The 22,959-nt window shown below is 34.8% G+C and carries 19 protein-coding genes; 4 read left to right on the top strand and 15 right to left on the bottom strand.

The window, feature by feature from the left end; all coding sequences use genetic code 11:
• The first annotated feature begins 15 nt into the window (after nt 1-15).
• Entirely contained in the window at nt 16-2,196 is a 2,181-nt protein-coding gene (locus VFM92_RS07260) for a GAF domain-containing protein (protein WP_325121535.1), read from the top strand.
• A gap of 264 nt (nt 2,197-2,460) precedes the next feature.
• Here VFM92_RS07260 and VFM92_RS07255 read toward each other — a convergent pair whose 3' ends face one another.
• From VFM92_RS07255 to VFM92_RS07205, 11 genes are all read right to left on the bottom strand, one after another.
• On the bottom strand, nt 2,461-2,874 hold the full coding sequence (locus VFM92_RS07255; protein ID WP_325121534.1) for a PIN domain-containing protein: 414 nt from the start codon (nt 2,872-2,874) through the stop codon (nt 2,461-2,463).
• Complete coding sequence (locus tag VFM92_RS07250) at nt 2,871-3,128, bottom strand: DUF6364 family protein (RefSeq protein WP_325121533.1); 258 nt, start codon at nt 3,126-3,128, stop codon at nt 2,871-2,873. Before VFM92_RS07250 ends, VFM92_RS07255 begins: the two co-directional genes overlap by 4 nt.
• Nucleotides 3,129-3,325: 197 nt before the next feature.
• Nucleotides 3,326-4,423 carry a bifunctional histidinol-phosphatase/imidazoleglycerol-phosphate dehydratase HisB gene (gene hisB / locus VFM92_RS07245; RefSeq protein WP_325121532.1) on the bottom strand — a complete coding sequence of 366 codons (1,098 nt, stop codon included), beginning with the start codon at nt 4,421-4,423 and terminating at the stop codon, nt 3,326-3,328.
• 119 nt (nt 4,424-4,542) lie between these two features.
• Nucleotides 4,543-6,708 (bottom strand): ribonuclease R, encoded by a 2,166-nt coding sequence (gene rnr, locus VFM92_RS07240; protein WP_325121531.1) that lies wholly within the window; start codon nt 6,706-6,708, stop codon nt 4,543-4,545.
• A gap of 60 nt (nt 6,709-6,768) precedes the next feature.
• On the bottom strand, nt 6,769-7,512 hold the full coding sequence (locus VFM92_RS07235) for a 3'-5' exonuclease (protein WP_325121530.1): 744 nt from the start codon (nt 7,510-7,512) through the stop codon (nt 6,769-6,771).
• A gap of 83 nt (nt 7,513-7,595) precedes the next feature.
• Nucleotides 7,596-8,507 (bottom strand): 30S ribosomal protein S6--L-glutamate ligase, encoded by a 912-nt coding sequence (gene rimK, locus VFM92_RS07230; RefSeq protein ID WP_325121529.1) that lies wholly within the window; start codon nt 8,505-8,507, stop codon nt 7,596-7,598.
• A gap of 292 nt (nt 8,508-8,799) precedes the next feature.
• Nucleotides 8,800-9,795 (bottom strand): homoserine O-acetyltransferase family protein, encoded by a 996-nt coding sequence (locus VFM92_RS07225; protein ID WP_325121528.1) that lies wholly within the window; start codon nt 9,793-9,795, stop codon nt 8,800-8,802.
• Between the two features lie 185 nt (nt 9,796-9,980).
• Nucleotides 9,981-10,673, bottom strand: a complete 693-nt coding sequence (locus tag VFM92_RS07220) for a lysoplasmalogenase (protein WP_325121527.1) — start codon at nt 10,671-10,673, stop codon at nt 9,981-9,983.
• A gap of 99 nt (nt 10,674-10,772) precedes the next feature.
• A complete protein-coding gene (locus VFM92_RS07215; RefSeq protein WP_325121526.1) occupies nt 10,773-11,132 on the bottom strand; it encodes a T9SS type A sorting domain-containing protein in 360 nt (119 codons plus the stop codon).
• Nucleotides 11,133-11,167: 35 nt separating this feature from the next.
• On the bottom strand, nt 11,168-12,673 hold the full coding sequence (locus tag VFM92_RS07210; protein WP_325121525.1) for an NAD(P)H-hydrate dehydratase: 1,506 nt from the start codon (nt 12,671-12,673) through the stop codon (nt 11,168-11,170).
• A 47-nt stretch (nt 12,674-12,720) separates the two neighbouring features.
• A complete protein-coding gene (locus VFM92_RS07205) occupies nt 12,721-12,867 on the bottom strand; it encodes a DUF2256 domain-containing protein (RefSeq protein ID WP_325121557.1) in 147 nt (48 codons plus the stop codon).
• 157 nt (nt 12,868-13,024) lie between these two features.
• Between VFM92_RS07205 and sucD the strand changes: the two genes are divergently transcribed.
• Both sucD and VFM92_RS07195 read left to right on the top strand, forming a co-directional pair.
• On the top strand, nt 13,025-13,897 hold the full coding sequence (sucD, locus tag VFM92_RS07200) for a succinate--CoA ligase subunit alpha (protein WP_325121524.1): 873 nt from the start codon (nt 13,025-13,027) through the stop codon (nt 13,895-13,897).
• A 146-nt stretch (nt 13,898-14,043) separates the two neighbouring features.
• On the top strand, nt 14,044-14,508 hold the full coding sequence (locus VFM92_RS07195) for a DUF1456 family protein (protein ID WP_325121523.1): 465 nt from the start codon (nt 14,044-14,046) through the stop codon (nt 14,506-14,508).
• Nucleotides 14,509-14,560: 52 nt separating this feature from the next.
• Here the strand turns inward: VFM92_RS07195 and VFM92_RS07190 are convergent, their stop codons facing one another.
• The 3 genes from VFM92_RS07190 to VFM92_RS07180 all read right to left on the bottom strand — a co-directional run bounded on the left by VFM92_RS07190 (nt 14,561) and on the right by VFM92_RS07180 (nt 17,210).
• Nucleotides 14,561-15,376 carry a sulfite exporter TauE/SafE family protein gene (locus VFM92_RS07190; protein ID WP_325121522.1) on the bottom strand — a complete coding sequence of 272 codons (816 nt, stop codon included), beginning with the start codon at nt 15,374-15,376 and terminating at the stop codon, nt 14,561-14,563.
• A 90-nt stretch (nt 15,377-15,466) separates the two neighbouring features.
• Nucleotides 15,467-15,991 (bottom strand): inosine/xanthosine triphosphatase, encoded by a 525-nt coding sequence (gene yjjX / locus VFM92_RS07185; protein WP_325121521.1) that lies wholly within the window; start codon nt 15,989-15,991, stop codon nt 15,467-15,469.
• A 91-nt stretch (nt 15,992-16,082) separates the two neighbouring features.
• Nucleotides 16,083-17,210 carry an FAD-dependent oxidoreductase gene (locus VFM92_RS07180; protein ID WP_325121520.1) on the bottom strand — a complete coding sequence of 376 codons (1,128 nt, stop codon included), beginning with the start codon at nt 17,208-17,210 and terminating at the stop codon, nt 16,083-16,085.
• Nucleotides 17,211-17,333: 123 nt separating this feature from the next.
• Between VFM92_RS07180 and VFM92_RS07175 the strand changes: the two genes are divergently transcribed.
• Nucleotides 17,334-17,840 carry a DUF4442 domain-containing protein gene (locus VFM92_RS07175; protein ID WP_325121519.1) on the top strand — a complete coding sequence of 169 codons (507 nt, stop codon included), beginning with the start codon at nt 17,334-17,336 and terminating at the stop codon, nt 17,838-17,840.
• Between the two features lie 216 nt (nt 17,841-18,056).
• Here VFM92_RS07175 and VFM92_RS07170 read toward each other — a convergent pair.
• Nucleotides 18,057-22,959: gliding motility-associated C-terminal domain-containing protein (locus VFM92_RS07170; protein WP_325121518.1), on the bottom strand; the 4,903-nt coding region annotated here is incomplete at its 5' end.

Raw genomic sequence — 22,959 nt, 5'->3', positions numbered from 1 at the left:
AAAAAATTATAGAACATGAAGATAAGAGACCTTGCTATCCGAAAAAAATTTATTCTTTCTTTTTCCTTATTGCTTTTCATGATGCTAGTCGGTGGATTAGTTGTTGGCTATTTATGGAGCCAAGTAGATGAATATCAGCAAGTAAAATCAGATGTAGCCGAAACCATGATGCGCTTTGATAATGCTCAAAAGATTGAACAGGATTTTCTTATTTTCGGATGGAAGGAAATTGACTTTTTAGAAGATGGTCAAAGTAAGTTTACAGAACAATTCTTTAATGAAGTTGAAAAAGTTGAAGAATCATTAGCACAAAAAACGAAATCTGAATTCGTTAATAAAAAGGAATTAGCTAGCGATTTCAGTTCAATTCTTATCTCCATTAACAGCTATAAAAAATCGTTTGATGAGTTAAGGAAACTACTTTATACCAGAGGATTTAAAGACCATGGTTTAGAAGGGGAAATGAGAACCTATGCACATGATTTACAAAAACGAGAATCAGCAGAAGAAAAAGTATTTGCCTTTAGTTTGCGTAGACATGAAAAAGATTTCGCATTAAGAAAGGATTTGAGCTACACTGATAAACTACACAATACAGCTGATGAATTTATTGAGTTTGTAAAATATGCTGATATTCAAGAATATCCACATATGACCGCTGCCTATAAAACAAAAACAATAGAGGATATAAAAGCTTATAAAAACCATTTTGATAAAATTGTGCAAACTGAGATTGTCATAGGACTCAATGAGAAATCAGGCCAGTTTTTACAACTTAATCGAAATAAAAAAGAAACCGAGCCTAGGATATCTGCATTATATGAAAAAATTAATGAGCAAAATGAATCTTTGAGACAAACCGCTTCCTTTGTAATTGGATTCACACTTTTAATATTATTACTTACCGTTTTTGCCTTAGTTTATTACCTAAGAAAAACCGTTTCCAAACCTATCATTAAACTTGATAATATTGTAAAGAAGGTTTTGTCTGGAGACAGTCATGCAAGTAAAGACCTCCACCATGAAGGAAAAGATGAAATCGGTAGTCTCTACCGAAACTTCAGCCTAATGCTAGATAATTTGAAAGAAAACTTAAAATTAATAAAGGATAAAAATGAATCATTACAGCAGAAAGCAAAGCAAGATGAAATTAGAAGCTGGAATATTGAAGGCTTAAGTCATTTTTCAGACTTAATGAAAGGAAATAATACCAACTTAGGTGAATTTGCTAACTCAATCATTAGCGAGACGGTAAAATATATCAATGCCAACCAAGGTGCTTTCTTTATTTTAAATGATGAAAATAAAGAACCTGTTATGGAGTTAAAAGCTTGCTATGCTTTTAATAAAAAGAAATATATCCACAAAATAATTGAAAAAGGAGAAGGCTTAGTAGGACAAACTTGGTTGGAAGGAGAAGCGATTTATATGACTGAAGTTCCTTCTTCTTATATTAACATCACATCAGGATTAGGAGACGCTCCTCCTCGCTCAATCATGATTTTACCACTTAAAACCGAACAGCAAACAGTGGGCGTCTTGGAAATTGCATCCTTTCAAGAATTTGAAAAGCACGAGCAGGATTTACTAACTGAACTGGCTAACAGATTGGGTAGTGTAATCGAATCAATTAAAATGCAGGAAAAAACGCAGAAGCTTTTAGAACAATCACAGGAAATGACAGAGCAAATGCAAGCCCAGGAAGAAGAAATGCGACAAAACATGGAAGAACTCCAAGCAACTCAAGAAGAAATGGAAAGAAACCAAAAATCATTAAACAAAGCTATCAACTTTAAAGATTTACAAATTAATATGATGAATAGCCTTTTAGGAAAGGTTTATGAGGGCGTTATTTTCATCAATAAAGATTACCAAATAGTAGCTTCCAATAATTATATAACGGATGACCTTCATTATAATGAAGGTGATTTAATGGGAAACAATCCTGAATTGATATTTAAAACTTCATTGAAAAAGAAAATTGAAGCACTTCAAAATGATCCAAATTTCATTTTAACGGGTGTCTCTGAAAGACAGGAAGCCAAAATCATGGATAAATTCAACAATATTTTCGATTCACGATTTGTGATTACCAAAATTGAACAAAAAGGAGAGGTTTTTCATGCAGTGCTTTTCAATAAAAAAGATGCGGAATTTGGCAAAAGAGTTCTAAAACATCTCTTTCAAGCCAAGTAGGATTCTTTTATAACATCAAAAAGTAGTCATTATTATGAAATCTAAGGTTATGGATATAATTATAGATTTATATTTCAAATTATATTTTGCAGTTCCTCCTTTTTCTTTTTGCTTGATCAAAAAGAAAGAAAAAATCAAGACAAAAAGATGCTGCCACGCTTCAATGCAGCACCCTCCCCGCCTTTTTGTCCTCCCGCTCGCTTCGAACAAATATTTTTTGGTCCAGAAATTTCGAAGTATTTATCAAGAGTACAACATATAAGCTTAAACTTTCTGAGCAATAAACTCACTTGAATTCAAGACTTCTATTTCGCTGAAATAGAAGTCTTGTTTATCTTCAGTCAATATTACTTTGCATCCAACTCGTTCTGCAGCATAATATTCAAATCCGTCTTCTAAATCATAAATTTTCTTATTCTTTAATGCTTTCTCAACTCCTTTTTGGTCAGCATCAGCAATTTTAATGTGCTGACATAATAGAGAAATTTTCTCTTTGGCTTTAGCCTCACTTACTTTCTTTGAAGCAAAATGAAAAGCAATCGCGAGGCAAATGGGGGAAGTATAAAATTGAAAATTAGATTGACCAGCTAAACTTAGGATTCTAGCACTGTGGTTAAAAAGAGGGTATTCTTTATTCAGAACGGACACTAAGATATTGGCATCCAAAAAAACTTTCATTTTTTGGAAGAAAAATATTCAGCTTTCATATCCTTTCTTTTGCGAGCTTTAGTGTGGTATTCAGCTTTTCCTTCTGCCACTTGATTAACCCAATCTGCCACTGGTAATTCATCTAAAGATTTATATTCGCCTGATGTAATTTGTTTGAAAAGAAACTCTGTAAGACGAGATAAACTGATATTATTCTGCTCTGCAAACTGCTTAGCTTTGCCAATAATTTCTTCGTTAAAAGATAAAGTTACTTTAGTGTCCATAATCTACTCAATTTTATACCACTAATTTAAAAAACTTATACGTACAAAACAAATAGTAGTTAAAAATTTCGGAGAATTCTGTCTTGTTCATAAAACACTGATTCCGGTCGGTATGCCACCGACCGGAGCAGACTTTTTCCATGGTTGATGGCACACCAACCATTCTTAAAACTAAATCTTTTAAATTATTAAGTTATTTACAATGCCCCTTTAGTCGAAGGCAAATCGTTCAGTCGACTTTCATCGCGACTTACAGCCATTTTAATTGCTCGAGCCCAACCTTTGAAAATAGCTTCAATTTTATGATGCTCATTATCTCCGGTCACCTGAATATCCAGATTACATTGAGCAGCATCAGAAAAGGATTTGAAGAAATGGAAGAACATTTCACTGGGCATATCCCCTACCATCTCTCTTTTAAATTCTGCTTTCCAATTAATCCAAGGTCTGCCACCAAAATCAATTGCGACTTGAGCTAAGGCATCATCCATAGGTAATAAAAATCCATAGCGGTAAATACCTTTCTTATTTCCTAAAGCATGCTTAAAAGCCTCCCCTAAGGCTAAAGCCGTGTCTTCAATTGTGTGGTGTTCGTCCACTTCCAAATCTCCGTCCACTTGGATAGACAAATCCAGTCCCCCATGTTTACCTAACTGGTCTAACATATGGTCAAAAAACTTTAAACCTGTAGAATTCTCAGCTTTTCCGCTTCCGTCTAAATTTAAATCGATTTTGATAGCTGTTTCGTTGGTTTTTCTAAAAATGGTAGCAATTCTTGAAGGCATTACTAAATAACGAGCAATTTCCCTCCAATCTTTGGAAGTAAAAGTTGCTTCAGGCAATTCTTCACCTATGAAAATTGACTTTGCTCCTAAGTTTTTCGCTAACTGTACATCCGTTTTTCTGTCACCTATCACATAACTATTGGCTAAGTCATACTCATTAGAAAAATATTGTTTTAGCATAGCTGTCCCTGGCTTCCGGGTATCCTTCCCCTCTTTCTCAAAGGTTCTATCTATGTGTTGTTCTGCAAATGTAATCCCTTCAATTTCCAGTTGCTTCAGCATTTTATTGTGTGCTGGCCAAAAAGTACCTTCAGGATATGAATCCGTTCCTAAGCCATCCTGATTGGTTACCATCACCAATTTAAAATCTGAATTTTGTGCAATAAATTGAAGTGCACTAATGGCAAATGGCAAAAATTCTAATTTTTCTAATGAATCAACTTGATAATCAGTTGGCGGTTCTTGTATAATGGTACCGTCTCTATCTATAAATAATACTTTCTTTTTCATATCTAAATTAATGAGATTCCAAAATTAGGAAAATGGAATTGAATTAAAACAAAAAGAAATATTTGAATGACTCAAATATTTCTCAGTGCTGCCAATAAAAGATTATCTTTGATTATAATTTAAGCTTCTTCCTTTTCACAGAACTCTAAGTCAATTGTTCTTTTATCGATATTAGTTGCTTTTACCCTAACAATAACGGGGTCGCCTAACGTAATCATTCGCTTGTTGTTTTGTCCAATAATTCTGTAATTTTTCTCATCAAATTCATAGTAATCATCTGTCATATCGACTAGACGAACCATGCCTTCGCATTTGGTTTCTATGATTTCCACAAAAATTCCCCATTCGGTTACACCTGTCACCAAGCCATCAAATGCCTTATCTTCCACGGAAGCCATGTATTCAACTTGCTTGTACTTGATAGAAGCTCTTTCCGCATCCGAAGCTCTTTTCTCCATTTCAGATGAATGCAAACATTTAGATTCGTATTCTTCTGCATTCGCTGATTTTCCTTGGTCCAAATAATGTTGCAATAGTCTATGCACCATCACATCGGGATACCTTCTGATTGGAGAAGTAAAGTGGGTATAATATTGAAATGCCAATCCGAAGTGGAATGAGCTTTTGGTGGTATATTTCGCTTTAGCCATTGAACGAATTGCCAAGCTTTCCAAAACATTTTGCTCTGGTTTACCATTTATTTCATTCATCAAAGCATTCAAAGATTTTGCTACTGCTTTTTCTTCAACCTCTAAATCATGACCAAATCGTTTAGCAAATATTGAGAAAGTACTCAATTTTTCCGGGTCAGGATAATCGTGCTGTCGATAGACAAAAGTCAATTTTTGATCGCCTTTTTTCTTGGTTGCAATAAATTCAGCCACTTTTCTGTTGGACAATAACATATATTCCTCCACCAACTTATGAGCATCCTGTCGAACTTTTGGAATAACCCCTAAAGGTTTACCATTTTCATCCAGTTTGAATTTTACTTCAACTGATTCGAAGGCTATTGCACCATGTTTAAAACGAGTTTCTTTAAGTTTCTTCGCTATGGAATTGAGTGTGGTAAGTTCTTCTGCATGGTCCCCAATTCCAGCTTCTAGAACTGCCTGAGCTTCTTCATATGCAAATCTTCTATCGGAATGTGTTACTGTTCTACCAAACCATTCATTATAAATAGTTCCGTTATCATCCAGTTCAAAAACTGCTGAGAAAGTAAATTTATCTTCGTTCGGTCTGAGTGAGCATAGCCCATTTGAAAGCCTTTCAGGTAACATCGGGATTGTTCTATCAACCAGATAAACGGAAGTGGCTCTATGATAAGCTTCTTCCTCCAGTAAAGTACCAGGTTGAACATAGTAGGTCACATCCGCAATATGTATTCCGATTTCATAATGACCGTTGTCTAATTTTTTGAAAGAAATCGCATCATCAAAATCTTTTGCATCTTCAGGGTCGATGGTGAAGGTGGTGGTACCACGCATATCCCTTCTTTTGGCAATTTCTTTATCAGGTAATTGGTCGTTTATCTTCTCTGATTCCTTTATAACCGCCTCAGGAAATTCCATTGGCAATTCAAATTCAGCCATGATGGAGTGAATTTCAGCCTCGTTCTCCCCTGCTTTTCCTAAAACTCGAATCACTTTGGCTTCGGGCTTTCTATCTAAATCTCCCCAGCTTGTGATTTCTGCAATAACTTTATCTTGATGTTCTGCTCCACCCAACTTATCATTATTGATGAAGAAATCTGAATGGATATATCGACTATCAGGAATCATGAAAGCATATCGAACAGATTTGTCAATTCTTCCGACAAATTGAGTTTTAGCTCGTTCAATTATCTCCAGAACTTTCCCTTCTTCCCTTCCATCTTTGTTTTTCTTAGTGATAATAACTTTCACTATATCTTGATGAAAAGCACCTTTCAATTTATCCGATTTTATGATGATATCTTCTTCTCGATCCTCCGAGATAATATAGGCTAATCTTGGATTAACATGGTCAACTTTTCCAATTATATATTCTGGTTCCTTCGTAGAAACGAAACTTGCACGAGAACCTTTTTCAATTTTACCTTCGTTTAGCAATTCGTTCAAAACTTTATCAATTAAGCGTTTTGCTTCAGCCGTGTTGCTGCCAATTGCTTTGGCAATATTCCTGACCGTATAGGGTTTTCCAAGGTTAAAATCTAATATTTGTTGAACTTCTTGTTTAAGCTCGGGTATACTTTTAATTATTCTTTTTGGCTTTTTTATGCCTTTTTTATTTCTTTTTTTACTCATGTTTAAAATTAATATGTTTTGAAAAGGAGTTGATTAAGTTTGTATGAAGAAATCAATAAATCATTCATCCTTAACTTTAATGATTTGCTCTTCTTGCAAGATAGGTTGACCATTCATTTTGAGGTACAATTGACAAGTAAGCACTACATCTTTTTCACAATAATCGGCAATTCTTCTTAAATCACCTTCTTCATAATAGACTTCATATACCTGACTCCCATCAATATCGTCTTTACTCGTGGGTAAATCAAATATATGTGCCAGTAAATCTAATTTTGTATAATGCTTGCGGTCTCCAAACTTCCACATTTCCAAAGTGTCGAGATAAGGCGTCTGCCATGGCTTCATGGTTGATACGTCCAATACAGATGGAAGTTTTAAGCCATTCACCAATATGCGCCTACAAATATAGGGAATATCAAACTCTTTGATATTATGCCCACAAATTACTGAATTCGTATCTTCTACCTTTTGCAATATTGAAATGAGTTCACTTAGGAGTTTTGATTCATTTTCATCGGCCAAGGTAGTCACCCTGAGTTTTCTATTTTCCTCATTTCCGAACATCCAGCCTAATGAAACCACCACAATTTTACCAAATTCAGCATAAATACCAGCTCTTTGATAAATCTCTTCCGCTGTTTCATCAGTTTTTGTCAGAAAAGATGCTTTATGATTCCAAAGGGATTGTTCTTTTTCAGTTAAATCAGCGTATTTCTCCGCTTGGGGAACGGTTTCAATATCAATAAAAAGTATAGCCATTCTTGCTGGGTTATGGATTGAAGGATGGCTTAAATTATGCAAAAAATAATAAAGACAGAAGTAAGTAGGTAGAAGTTTAAGATTTCAATTAGAAAATAAAATCTCACTCTACCTACAAAAGCAATTTAAGCTTTTACATTATCTTTCGGTAAACGTTTTTTATCTTTTCCTCTCTCTATATATTCAATTATTTTTGCGGCAATATCTATCCCTGTTGCTTTTTCAATTCCTTCTAAACCAGGTGAAGAATTTACTTCCAAAATTAAAGGCCCTCTAGAAGATTGTAACATATCGACACCAGCTATGGCTAAGCCCATTGATTTGGCTGCTTTTAATGCAGCTGCTTTTTCAGCTCTGCTTAATTTAATTACATTTGCTGAACCGCCTCTGTGCAAATTAGAGCGGAATTCACCTTCTTTTCCTTGTCGCTTCATCGCTCCCACCACTTCTCCATCTACTATGAAAACACGAATATCTGCCCCACCAGCTTCTTTGATGAATTCTTGCATGATTACACGCGCCTTTAAGCCTTCAAAAGCTTCAATTACAGAGACAGCAGCTTTTCTGGTTTCAGCCAAAACGACCCCTAATCCTTGCGTGCCTTCCAACAATTTCAAAACGACTGGCGCTTTTCCAAGATGCTCTAGAATATAATCGCCCGCATTTTCAGAACTATTTGTGAATGCTGTTCGTGGCATCGCTAATCCTGAACGAGACAAAATCTGCAAACTTCGCAGCTTATCTCTCGAACGAGTAATCGCCAAAGAATCAACAGCACTAAAAGTTTTCATCATTTCAAATTGACGCACAACGGCAGTTCCGTAAAAAGTTACTGATGCTCCAATCCTAGGAATTACAGCATCAATTTTATCTAATTTTTCACCGTGGTAGTAAATAGAAGGACCTGTTTCGTCCATGATAATATCACAACGCATATGGTCTAGCCTTAATGCTTCATGACCCTTTTGCTCTATGGCTTCTAGTAATCTTTTAGTAGAATATAAATTTGAATTTCTTGAAAGAACTGCAATTTTCATTTGTATATGTTTAATTTGAAAAAGTCAAACGGAATCTTTAATTAAAATTTCACCTTTATTTGGTGTAACGTTTGAATCTGGATTTTAAATGACGAATTCATTATTACTTTATTTTTGGTAGCAAATTAAACTAAAAAAGACTGCTTACCTAAATCAGAACTTCAAGATTTGCGATTTCTTTCCTATTTGTTCCAAATACTGATTCATTACAAATGAAAATGAGTTTTTAAAATTTACAAAACATTAAAATAGTCCTTATTAAAAAAAACTGTAATCCTTTAAAATTTAGATTTCAGGTAAAATATTTTTCAATGAAATCTGAAATCAAATTGCCTTCAATTAAAAAAGCATCATGACCTTTTAAAGATTCGATAACTTCTAGCTTTGCGTATGGGATATTTTCACTAAGAAATTTTTGTTCTTCTAAAGGAAAAAGAATATCAGAATCAATTCCGATGCATAAAGTTTTGGCTTTTATGGTTGCAAGTATATCCTTTATAGTTCCTTCTCTTATTTCAGTTATATCATGAGAATCCAACATTTTAGAAAGAATTATATAACTATGCGAATTAAATCGTCCAATAAATTTTTTGCCTTGATAATTTAGATAAGAGGTAACATTCCATTCTGCATTTACATTTTTTCCAGCTTGATTCTTTTCAAAGTCTGAGTAACTACGGTAGCTTACCATGGCTATACTGCGAGCCAAAGCCAATGATTTTTGTCGATCTTCATCAGAATCATTTAGGCCTATAGCAAGCGCTTGTCGTTGCAATTCATTAAATGCGATTCCCCATGCAGAGTGTTTTGCATTTGAAGCAATTAATATTTGATTCAAAATGACTTCAGGCTCAAATAATGACCATTCTAAGGCCTGTTGTCCACCCATTGAACCACCAATTAGATAATTGATTTTCGAGATATGAAGCGCTTTTCGTAAATCTATTAATGCTTTTATTACATCTCGATTTTTTAATTCAGGGAAATCATTACCATATACTTTCCCCGTTTGAGGATTTATAGCGTCTGGTCCAGTACTGCCATAACAAGAACCTAAAATATTAGCGCAGACCACCACATGTTTATCAGCCTTAATAAATCCCCCATTTTCATGAAAAAGTGAAGGCCACCAATCTTTAACTGTAGCACTTCCCGTAAATGCATGACAAATCCAAACCACTTCTTTATTCAGTGAAATTTCCCCTAAAACCTCGTAATAAATACGGGCTCCTTGCAAAATTTTTCCGCTTTCCAATTGAAATTGATTGGGTATTGAATGCAGTGGCATATTTTTTATGAATTTTAGAAATGATGACGTGAAACCTAAAATAATTTTTTTGGCTATAATTAAGCTAAACCTAAATCAGACCTGGAGAAATTACACTTCTGAAATCTTGACATTGAAGATAATCTTCTCGAATTAATAATTATTAGATTTTTAATTTAGGCTAAATGAATGTTATCTAGTGAGAATTATTTATCAACCTGAGCTTTAGCATTTATCTCATGTTTGAGCAACCCATTAACTATCAACCACTGCGCAATAATGTATGTACCCATAATAGCAACACCTGAAAAAGGAATCGTATGAGAAAAACGATTGATAGCTAAAATTGAATCTGAAATAATAAACAATGCTGCTCCTAACACCACGAACTGAAAGCTTTCGTCTGTGGTTTGATCTTTCCTATACCAAGCGGCTAAAATCATCAAACACAAAACTAAACCATAAAATACTAAAGGAACTTGAATTATACTATCTACATATGGTAAAGTAAGATATGCCATTAATAAAACATACCCCAGCACTACAAAAGGAAAGAAGGACCATTTAAATTTAAATTCATCTTTGAATGTAGCTTTTTTATAGGCAAAAATAAAGACAATATGCGCTACTAAAAATGCAGATAATCCAGCGAAAAAGAACATAAAATGCTTAAATGTGAAGAGCAACATGATATCCCCAATCCAACTAAATACTAATCCTAAAGTGACGAAACTGACCCACTTTTCATTTTTACGAGTATCGGATTTATCCCAGAAGTAGACCAATAACGATATCATCAAAAGCGGTTTAGCTATTTGGTGCAGAATATCAATTTCAAATGTCAATGCAATAATTTCTGCTACTGCAACGACCCAATAAAAATAGGATTTGGCATTCATTTCATTCTCTTTATCGAAAAGTAGGTATTAATGACCGATAAAAAAAGAGAAAATTATGAAAGTAGTTTGGACTGCGAGAGCGAATATAGAATAGGAAACTTACTTCTTTAAAAATTTCTTGAGGGATTTTTCAGTATCTATTGTTAGCATCACATAATAATGACCTACTGGAATGTTTGACAAATCAATTTTATATAATCCTGATTCTACTTGTTCATGGCTAATTTTCATTTTATTGCCAATGATACTCATCACCTCAATTTCTATATCTGAATTATCATCAAGTTCTTCAATTTTTAAAAAAATATAATCTTCAGCAGGATTAGGATATACATCTGCTTTCTTCAAGATTTCAGTAGTCTTGATTTTGTTAAATCCCTTCACATTTTCAGCTCTTGTAAAACTTCCTACAAACAGCATCAGTAAAGCAATTATAGATATGTAAATTATATTTTTCATTTGTAAGTCTTTACGGTCAAATAATACATATAGTTTTAGTATTCAGTTTCTTTTTCTATTAGTTTGAAAGTTTCCTTTAAATTTGAAATCATAAGTGATGGTGTCATAAAATTATCACCATATTCTTTCCAACTTATATCACCTGATAACCCGTGCAAATACACTGCCAATTTTGCGGTTTCATATGGTGTTTTTATTCTTGGGGCTATCCCGGCTATAATTCCACATAATAAATCTCCGCTCCCTCCTTTTGCCATCCCCTGATTTCCAGTTTTATTAAAACTTATGTATCCTCTTTCATCACAAACAGCTGAAAACTTACCTTTCAAAACTACTACAACCTTATGATGCTTACAGAATGACTTTAGTTGCATCAATGCCTCAAAATTATTTGAATAATTACCAACCAATCGTCTAAATTCACCATGATGAGGAGTTAAGATTGTTCCTTCTGGCAATAGCTCAAGGAGTTCTCTATTTTCAGCTAAAATGGTAATTGCATCTGCATCTAAAATCAGTTGACTTTTATATGTTTTCAATATCTTTTCTAAAAGCTTAGACGTCTTTTGAGCAAAACCGATTGCCGGACCTATTACCAACACATCTTGGTTTTGATATTCTAAGTAAGTGCCTAACACATATTCATTTTCATCCTGAAGAATCAAGGCCTCTGGAATTTGGTTTTGAATGATATCAATACATTTTTGACATACTTGGACTGAAAGCAATCCAATTCCAGAGTGCAAAGCACCCTTTGCAGCTATTATTGCAGCTCCCATTTTTGCATAACCACCTGCAATAACAGTGGCTCGACCTCTTATTCCTTTATGAGCTATACTATCAACTTTTAAAGGAGATACTATTTCATTTGACAAACTGAAAATTGAATAATCGCTTACACAATTTTTAATGAATTCTTTTGACAAACCAATGTCTAAAATTTCAAAATGACCAATAAAAGGTTGGTTTTCAGCCATCATAAAGGCTAATTTTGGGACTTGAAAGCTAAGCGTGTAATCTGCCTTGTAAATGGCGTCCCCTAAACTGGGTTTATCAGCGAAAACTCCAGAAGGAATATCTATAGCTATTTTAATTCCTTGAGAGTTATTGACTTTTCTAATATGGTTAGCGATATCTCCTTCAATTGGGCGGGATAAACCTGAACCAAAAATCGCATCCAGGAAAATAGTTTTATCAGACGACTTATTGAAATCAAAATCCTTTGATATATTCACTTTTTTGATTGATTGCAATCTGCTTAAATTTTCTTCAAAATCATTAGAACCAGACTCCCCCAGCACCAAAAATACAGTTACGGTATAATCTCTCTCTGACAACATTCTTGCAATAGCCAAACCATCTCCTCCATTATTCCCAGAACCTGCCAAAACAAGGATTTCATATTTATTCGAAAACTTATTAACTAACCAGTCCACAACTTTTAGACTAGCCCTTTCCATCAAATCAATACTGGTAATTGGCTCATTTTTAATAGTATATTGGTCAGCTTCTCGAATTTGTTGGACATTTAAAATTTTCATAAGAGTTAAGATACTAAAAATGAAATTGATTGAAGGAAAATGTAATATCAGATTTTATAATTTTTACTTTCTTTTTTACATTTTTGACTACAATATTTAACATTTTCCCAATCCTTCTCCCATTTTTTTCTCCAAGAGAAGGGTCTATTGCACACAGGGCAAACTTTAGAAGGGAACTCACTTTTTTTAAGCATTTTAGGCATACTGGAAATTCGATTTTCTTTTAAGTAAATCAATTGAAATATTGTTTGTTTGATTTATTATTATGGAAGTTATTCAGAAACAAGCACGAAATTACTTTGTGAATGAAGGCTTTTCTTCTATTTTTGCAAAAACTTTAAACAGAGCATAATGAGCGTTTTAGTAAATAAAGATTCTAAAGTAATTGTACAAGGTTTCACAGGTTCAGAAGGAACATTCCACGCTGAGCAAATGATAGAGTATGGCACCAACGTTGTAGGTGGCGTAACACCTGGAAAAGGAGGTCAAAAACATTTAGATAGACCAGTATTCGACACTGTCGAAGATGCTGTTAAAGAAGCTGGCGCAAATGTATCAATCATTTTCGTTCCACCTGCTTTTGCGGCAGACGCTATTATGGAAGCTGCTGATGCAGGCATTAAAGTTATCATCACTATTACAGAAGGAATTCCTGTAAAAGATATGATGAGAGCTAAAACTTATATTCAGGACAAAGATTTAGTATTAGTAGGTCCTAACTGCCCGGGTGTAATCACTCCTGGAGAAGCCAAAGTAGGTATTATGCCTGGTTTTGTTTTCAAAAAAGGTAAAATAGGCATTGTATCCAAATCAGGAACTTTAACATATGAAGCAGCTGACCAAATTGTAAAAGCTGGTTTAGGTATTTCTACTGCAATTGGAATTGGTGGTGACCCAATCATTGGCACTCCAACTAAAGAAGCGGTTAAAATGCTAATGGAAGATGATGACACTGACGCTATCGTAATGATAGGTGAAATTGGCGGTAATTATGAAGCTGAAGCTGCTCGTTGGATAAAAGAAAATGGTAATAAGAAACCTGTCGTAGGATTTATCGCTGGAAAAACTGCTCCAGCTGGAAGAAGAATGGGTCACGCAGGTGCTATCATCGGTGGAAAAGATGATACTGCAGAAGCAAAAATGAAAATTATGGCTGAGTGTGGTATTCATGTAGTTCAGTCACCAGCTGACATAGGAGCTACCATGAAAAAAGCATTAGCGTAAAACTAGATAATAGAGTCTAGAATCAAGAATCTAGGCAAAATATTATATTTAGAGACTGTTTCAGAATTAGGGATATGCTTTTTAAAAGAGTTAATATCGATTTTGAAACGGTCTTTTTTATTTTGGGATAGAAAAACAGACTAAAGATGACCAATAACGATATTTTTAAAAGAATCCGCTACATATTTGATTATAGTGATGATCAAATGATTGCTATATTTGCGGCAGCTGATTACAAGGTTACTCGTTCATTGGTTACTGACTGGCTAAAAAATGAGGATCATCAGGAATTTAAAGAGATTTATGATAATCAATTAGCTACTTTTCTCAATGGTCTGATTAATGAAAAAAGAGGGAAAAAAGAAGGACCTCAACCTGAACCTGAAAAAATATTAGAGAATAACGTCATTCTCAAAAAACTGAAAATAGCACTTAACTTAAAAACTGAAGACATCACAGAAGCCTTTAAGTTAGCAGATAAGCCCGTTAGCCCTCATGAAATAACGGCTTTTTTAAGAAATCCTAAACAATCGCAATACAGACCATTCCTAGATCAATATTTGCGAAATTTTTTAAATGGTCTACAGATAAAATATAGAGGAAATAAGTAAGCTTTTATACTAGTATAAGAGAGCAAAATGGTCTCCAACCTTCATTTGACCATCACATTAAGAGTTCTTTATAAATCATAGCTGATCCCATAATTAAGACAAACCATCCAAAGCCTTTTTTAAGTTTTTGACCATCAATCTTATTTGAAAAATAGGTGCCTATGAAGATGCCTACTCCTGCTATTAGGGTAAAGATTGATAGAAATGTCCAATCTATATCACCACCGGATTGTATATCTCCAATAAACCCAATCAAGGATTTAGCAGCAATGATTAAAAGCGAGGTACCTACTGCCTCTTTCATCGGTAATTTAGCCAAAATCACTAAAGCAGGAATTATCAAAAACCCTCCACCAGCACCCACTAAACCTGTTAAAGCCCCTACCACTATTCCTTCTATGATAATTAAAGTATAATTGAACTTTTGAACTGTATCGGCATCTTTTGCTGATTTCTTTAATTTCTTTTTATTCTTAATCATCGAATAAGAACCTGCAATCATTAAAAAGGCAAACAATACCATGATTCCGACAGATTTAGTAATTGCCAAACCGCCTATATTAAACCATATTTCTGGCAGAGCTGGTACTAAAAGCAATCTGGTGAGATAAACCGAAATGAAGGCTGGGATTGTAAAAACGATACCCGTTTTATAATTTACTAATCCTTTTTTGGCATAGCTCAAGCCACCAATTAAGGAACTAAAGCCTACAATAAATAAAGAATAGGCAGTGGCGGTGACAGGATTAATCCCTAATAAATAAACTAAAACTGGCACCGTCAAAATAGAACCACCACCTCCTATTAATCCTAAAGAAATGCCAATGATGGCTGCAAATAAAAATCCTATTATCTCTATCAAAGTCATATACAATCCTAATTTCTGGCAAAAGTAGAGGGCTAAACCTGCTTAAGGCGTAACAAATGTTACTGCTAAAACGATAGAATGTGATTATGACTAATTTTTATTAAAAAAAGGAATCAAAGCCATCACCATGGCATGCTCATAATAAGATTTTCTGTCGATTTCTCCATTTGTTAAAATTCCAACAGCACCATCTTTTTGCTTAGAACTAGAACGACCAAAGTATCTGTCATCGGCTTCTCCTAATTCAATTCCTTCTCTTACCATTTGGGCAATGGGTTCTGGTAAATAAAAAACGGCCGTTTGCGCGTGGCTTAACTTTTCGCTTGTTTGTACAACTATCCACGCAAAGGCTTGCATCCCAAAGTCATCTTCATGAACCCCTCCTTCTATGCCTACCCAATAATTTGCATCTGGAAATTTTAATTTAGCTTTATCAGATCTATTTTTAGCACCTTTCAAAGTTTCTTGATGAGTCATGGGTTGATCACTAACACCTGATAAAACAGATACTCCTTCAAAAAGGAATGATTGTTTTGAAAACATTCTTTCAAACCCTGCTTTGGTTGCTTCAATTTTAACTGGGTTTTTAGAGGCAATAATTACTTTTAGGGGCATTTTCTTACTATGATTTTTTGTAAAAATAAGTGAATAATGTAAATAGCTACATCAGAAAAATCTATTGAGAATTTTTAAGTATACAATATTTTCATTCTGTAATCAATTCTTCTAATTCTTGGCCGACTTGCGTTCCAATAGCGATACCCATTCCACCTAGCCTTACACCCATTGCAATTTTATCCGAAACTTTCTTGATAATAGGCGATTTGGTTTTGCCAAATGCCATAATCCCTGACCATTCCATATCAATAGAAAAATCTTGATTGGGTAATATTAATTTCCTTAAATCATTCAAAATAGCAGACCTGATTTTAGGGTTAATTCCAAAGTGTGTGGTATCTTCAATTGCTTTATCCAGATTTCTTCCGCCTCCTATCAAAACTCGATTCCCTACATTTCTGAAGTAGAAGTAGCCTTCTTCATAATGAAAAACGCCTTTAAATTTTAAATTATCTACGGGTTGAGTTATTAAAACTAATCCTCTTCCTGGGTTAATATCTTCTTCTTGAAACCATTTATGGGCAAATGCATTAGTGCAAATTGCTAAATTTTTAGCTTGGATTTTGATATCTTGATTAGTTGTATGACAATGCAAGTCCACAAATTCATCTTTTTCTTCAAACTCCATTAATTCGCACGATGTCATGATTTTAATTCCCATTTCACTGCATATGTTCCACCAGCTTTTAATCATTTTACCCGTATCAATCTGTCCTTCAAAAGGATTAGAAATGATGGTTTCAATCTCATCAGTATTAAAGCCAAACTCAGTTGAAAGATTTGGATTCAGAGAAAATACATCTTTTTTAAAAATGCTTTTTAGCAATTGATTATAATTATCTAAATATTCTAAGGCGGGTAGTTCTGCTTTTCTAATTACTTCAAAACCTCCGTTAGCTTCAAAACCGATATTTTGATCTCCTAATATTTTACGCATCGCCAACAACCCCTTCCAGCGCTTCTCTACTAACGCTAATTGTTCAGACTCACTCAATGCTTTACTATCGTCAACCAATTCCGTGAGGCTACCGAAACATGCAAACCCAGCATTTTTCGAACTAGCCCCGCTAGGAAACGCACCCCTTTCCATTATGGCAATCTCTGCTTTCGGATTTTTCTTCTTTAGATGATAGGCTGTTGAACATCCTACAATGCCACCACCTATGATAACATAATCATATTTCGATAAACTTTCTCTCTCCCAAAAACTCAGCATGCATAATAAATTTATATCAATAGTTGAAAAATAGCTCTATTTCCACGAGATTGCCTTATAAAATATAAGTATTTCCTAAATTTCTCTATCAAATTCAATTCAATCTGATAAACAATCAATTTTATGAACTTAACTTCCATTATTGATAAAGCGCAAAACTCCTCATTTTATTTATGGCTACTTAATCAGGGATTGAACAGAATGATTCCCTTTAACAAACCCCATGGCTTTAAAATTACAGCTATCGAGCCCAATAAAATTCACACTAAACTTCCTTACAAAAAAAGAAATTTAAATCATATAAAAGGCATTCACGCCTGCGCGATGGCGACTATTTCGGAGTATACCACTGGTCTGATGATCTTATATAAACTGGACGTTAAGAAATATCGCATTATCATGCAAAAACTTGAAATGGAGTATCATTTTCAAGCTAAAATGGATGCATTTGCTGAATTTTCGATTGATGAAAAATGGGTTCAAAATGAAGTAGAAAAACCATTAGAATCTGAGGATTCAGTTGTAATTCCTTGTGAGATAAAACTGTATGATAAGAATAAGAATCATCTGAGCACCGGGAAAATATTCTGGCAAATTAAATTATGGTCAAAAGTAAAAACTAAGCTTTAAATCATCCTTCTTTAAAATTTTATTTTTAGATGAATAAGCTGCAACTGATTTTATCAATTGCGATTTTTCTTTTCGTTCTCCAATAGAGGTTTAATCCTATTTACTTTCGGTTGAATTAAACCTCTTTTTCTTAAAATATGATTGTATTCAATTTAAAGACAAAAAAAAACCAACCTCAGTAGAGATTGGTATTTGATTGAATATATCATACATTTTTTATCGTTTTCCTCTTATGATTTCTACCCATCCTTTTTGAGTTACTCCACCTACAGTCAGTTGGTAGAAATAAATTCCGTCAGGATTATCACCACCATCCCAGAAGTTGCTAGAACGATAATTACTGTTTCTGTAAACAATTGTACCATTTCTATTAGTTACTACTAATTCCGCTCCGTTATCAGGTAGATTTAGAATCTCAAATACATCATTAATATTATCATTGTTTGGCGTAAATACATTCGGAATGAATGGTCTTCGATCATAATCAACCGTAATTTCCAATCCTCCTTCAGCATTTTGAATAAGATTTATTGCATTTCTACACTTACCAAAAGAATCATAATATTCTATTTCATAAACTCCTGGTAATAAATTATCAAAGGTTAATACACCGTTTCCAGGAATTTCTACTGGTCCTTCAGGTAAATTATAATCGGCTTGTGTATTCACTCCAATACGCTGCAATAATCTTATTTCTGCAAAGTATGCCTCTGCCCCTGTTGTTTCCTCCAATCTAATCGTAATAGACCCATCCGCTCTAGTTTCACGTGTACTTGGAACTGGATTCATCTCAGAACGACTTCTTTCAGTATTTGGAGGTAGAACAGGCTCTGGAACAAGTATTGCTCTTAAATTACCATTCGGCTCGTCAATAAAGCTCGTTTGGAATTCAGAATAGATATTTTCTGAACAGCCATTACCTGGTTGCTGATATAGTCTTATTCTGTATTCCCCACTCGTTATTCTCTGTCCATAATTCTCTCTATCAATAACTATCATACCACTAGGAGGTACATTATCAAAATCATCGATAAGTGCACTTGGTTCAGATTCATTATCCTTAAATACCTCAATAAAGATTGGTAATTCAGGGTCAACTATGATATTTTCTAAAATCAATTCACCAGACTCATTTGCACAAGAAGCAACATCTAATGCACTCATTTCAAATTCAGGGATAATTGCCCCACCATTGATAAATCTTGTAATATTTCTAGAGCAAGCTTCTTCATTATTTAATGAAATCAAGGTGTAATTATAGCGTACTCCTTTTTCAAAATCATACTGATATGTTTTCCCATCACCTATTTCAAAAGTATTATCTTGGACATCAATAGGATTGATTTCAAATTCAGTATTAGTCGACTCTCCTTCTTGATTGATTATAAACACAAACGGAGAAGCTACATTCTGTATTGTACTTGGGTCAATGAATAGCTCTACACCTTCTGGTTCTTCAAAACAGTTATTATCAGGACTTAGCTCGCTTACATCGAAAATGATTTCGTTTGGAGAAACTATTATTCTGATAGGTTGCACTATCGTACATCCTACTGAATCTTCTATAATTAATTCATTAGCATCTCTTGATAAGCCACTGATTATTCTCTCCTCATCTAATTCAACCTCAAGGCCATCGATAAAGTAAGTGTATGGCTCAACACCCCCACTCACTGCAGGAATTCTGATTTGTCCTTGCGTTTCAGTAGTAGTACAGCTAGCAGGTGTTACCAAAACGGGCTCATTACTTAATACAAATGGCGCGTTTAAATATTCAATTCCAACCGCAACACTTAATTCGCACTCGCCACCACCATCAGCATCACTCACTAATAAATTGTTCACTTCTGGTAGTCCAGTAATTCTATTTCCAGATGTGAATTGCGTCCAATTTTCACCATTATCAAAAGAATAGAATGCTGTTGATCGTCCTTCTAAGGTGATAATCGCTGTTCCCGTGGAAGCACCATTACAGATTATATCTTCAACATCACTCGCTACCGCGGTGAACGAACCATTATTTTCTATAACAATTCCACCTTTGTCAGCAATAGGGCAAGCACCTGGTTCCACTATGTTTTCAAATTGAATCACATAAGTTCCTTCTGGCACCTCATTAAAAATACCGGTGGTGTTTCGACCTAATTCTTCACCTGCTCCATTTACCAAGATAAATTCATAGTTACTTGGTAGATTATTTAAACTTGCAGAAATGGTTCCAAAAATTTCCCCACATTCAGGATTAGTTGTATCGATATCAACAGCGCTTTGATCCACAACTGCTGTATTTTCTATAGTGAAAGTTTGATTTTCTAAACCACAAGCATTGTTATTTTGATTGTCAAATTCCAATTCATAGTCACCTTCTTCCAAATCTGCGAATACACCAGAAGTATTTGTAGTTAATGAATCTCCTTCGAAATATAATATATAATCAAATACATCAGTGGTTCCAGAAACATTTGCAGAAATAGAACCAGTAGAAACTGTACAAGTAGGTTGCTCTATATCTATGGTCGCTGTCAATGTTGTTTTAGTTCCAATATTGATATTGAAAGTATCAGACACACAATCTAAATTAGGATCAGATGCCACAACAGTATAAGTGCCTGTAGCAAATGAAGAATCAATTTCAATAATCAATCCTCTTCCTATATTATCAACAGTAAATCTGTTGTATGTAGCATCATCAGCTCCTGCCTGTTTGATATCAAAATTCAATTCAGGTGAACTAGCATTTACATTTCTTAATAAGAAGAACAATTTACCATCATCAACACCAAGGCAAGTAGCTGCTTCGGTCAAAGGCGTAACTCTGAAATCTTCACAGTCATAGTCACACTCTGCTGGTTGGGTGATTTCTATATTTGTTCGAGAAATCGTACAAGTTCCATCTGTAATCGTAACATCAAATATCCCAGGTTCAGTGATATTCAGGAATGATTCCTCACCTCCTATATTAACTGTGTCTCCAGCGTTATTAACCCAAGTGTAGGTCAAATCTGCGTTGTTCGGATTATTAATTGTTAAGTTTATAGAACCATTTGGATTGTCACAATCACTTATATTCGTAATTGTAGGATCCTCTATACTGAAATCTGCAGCTTCATTAACCACTACTTCTTCTCTAAATTCACAAGTAGTAGCTTGTCTAACCACGACTGTATATGTTCCTCGAGCCAGACTATCAAAAATGAAAGGCTGGTCAGTAGAATTTCTATTTAATAAAGTATCGATAGCTTCCTCATTAATATCCTCAAATAAAAGGACATCAAAATCAAGCCCTGATGGATTCATTACATCTACTGAAATTTCACCATCTGCATTTCCACAATTGGCTGGTGTAGAATTAGTAACCGTAGCTGTTATTTCTTCAAAAGGTTGAATGGTGAAGGAAACATTACTAATACAAGTGCCTTCTTCTACGAATAACTGGTAATCTCCTGGAGCTAAAGCATCAAAAGAATAAGTAGAATCAGCTACGCCATCTTCCCTATCTATTTCGTCTCCATTTTCGTCTTCTATATAATAATTAAAAGGACCATTTCCATCATTCACTTCAATAGATACAGTACCGTCTTCAACACCACAAGATGTTTGGTTTGTAACTTGTAAACCATCAATTGTAAAAGGTACTGGGTCTACTATTTCATAGGAAGCATTTACAATACATCCCGTTGCATCATCTGTCACTTGAACATTGTAAATTCCAGCTTCGAGATTTGATATATCTTCATTAGATGACATAAAATCATTTGGCCCCATCCAAATAACTGAAATTGGACCTGCACCATTAGAAGTTATATCAAGCGCAATAGCCCCATCTGCAGCTCCACAACCTGAGGTATTTTCCAGATTAGCTAACTGAACATCTATTGTATTGATATTCAAAGTAAATGTAAAAGTCGAATCACTGCAGGTTCCTAATCCAAAAGCAGTCAAACTGATATCAACGCTTCCACTTATTGAATCATTTTCACCTGGTGTATAAATTGAATTAAGAATCGTTTCATCATCAAAAGCACCATCTCCCGCAGTAGACCATTCTATACTTCCTTCATTTTCGACTAAAGCATCAAATTGAATAGTCTCACCAGCACAAATTGTGGTATCTGCAATTGGTGCAATTGTTGGTTCCTGACCAATTGAAATGACTAATTCATCAGTTGCATTATCACAAGCACCATTTCCAGAAACTGTTAATGTTAAGGTTACAGAGCCGTTAGAAATATCATCATTTCCAAAAATATAAGTTGGCGTCACCAAAGTTGCATCATCAAAACTACCTTCAGTAGAAGAAGTAGTCCATAATATTGTTCCACTAGTAACACTTGGTGAATTAGTCAGAGTAGATAAATCAATCTCCGTAATTGCGCAAAATGCTTCATCATCTCCAGCGAAAGCTGTTGGTGCTTCTTCTACTGTTATCGTTACACTTGAAATGTCACCTGGACAAGTTGCTGTGGCAGCTATCTCATATTCATACACATAGGTTCCCGCTGTAGCGGCTGTGTAATCTACTATACCTGTTGTGCCATCTAATACATCTCCTGTACCAGTCCCTGCACCTGTATTCGTCCAGCTTCCGCCTGTATCTTCATCTGCTAATTGACCAAATAAATCGTAGGCATTCTCTGTGCTACATACCGTAGCATCTGTTGGCGTGCCTGCACTTGGAGCTTCTTCTATCGTGATTTGTACCGTCTCGCTGTCTGCTGGGCAGATTGCTGTAGCCGCTACCGTATAAGTATAATTATAAGTTCCGGCTGTGGCTGCTGTAAAGTCTATTATGCCATCTGTAGTCGCACCTACAAATACAGCACCTGTACCTGTACCTGTTGTTTCTAAAACCCAGTCTCCCCCTGTATCTTCATCCGCTAACTGAACAAATAAGTCAAAGGCTGATTCGGTATTACATAAAGTGATATCTGTTGCTGTTCCTGCACTTGGCGCTTCTTCTACTGTTATCGTCACCGTTGAAGTGGCGCCTGGGCAAGTAGCCGTAGCGGCTATCTCATATTCATACACATAGGTTCCCGCTGTAGCGGCTGTGTAATCTACTATACCTGTTGGGCCATCTAATACATCGCCTGAACCCGTGCCTGCGCCTGTATTCGTC

The organism is Marivirga sp. (assembly GCF_035704835.1).
Taxonomy (GTDB): domain Bacteria; phylum Bacteroidota; class Bacteroidia; order Cytophagales; family Cyclobacteriaceae; genus Marivirga.
Note: the sequence above shows the minus strand (reverse complement) of the source record. Positions and strands in the feature narration are given on the sequence as shown.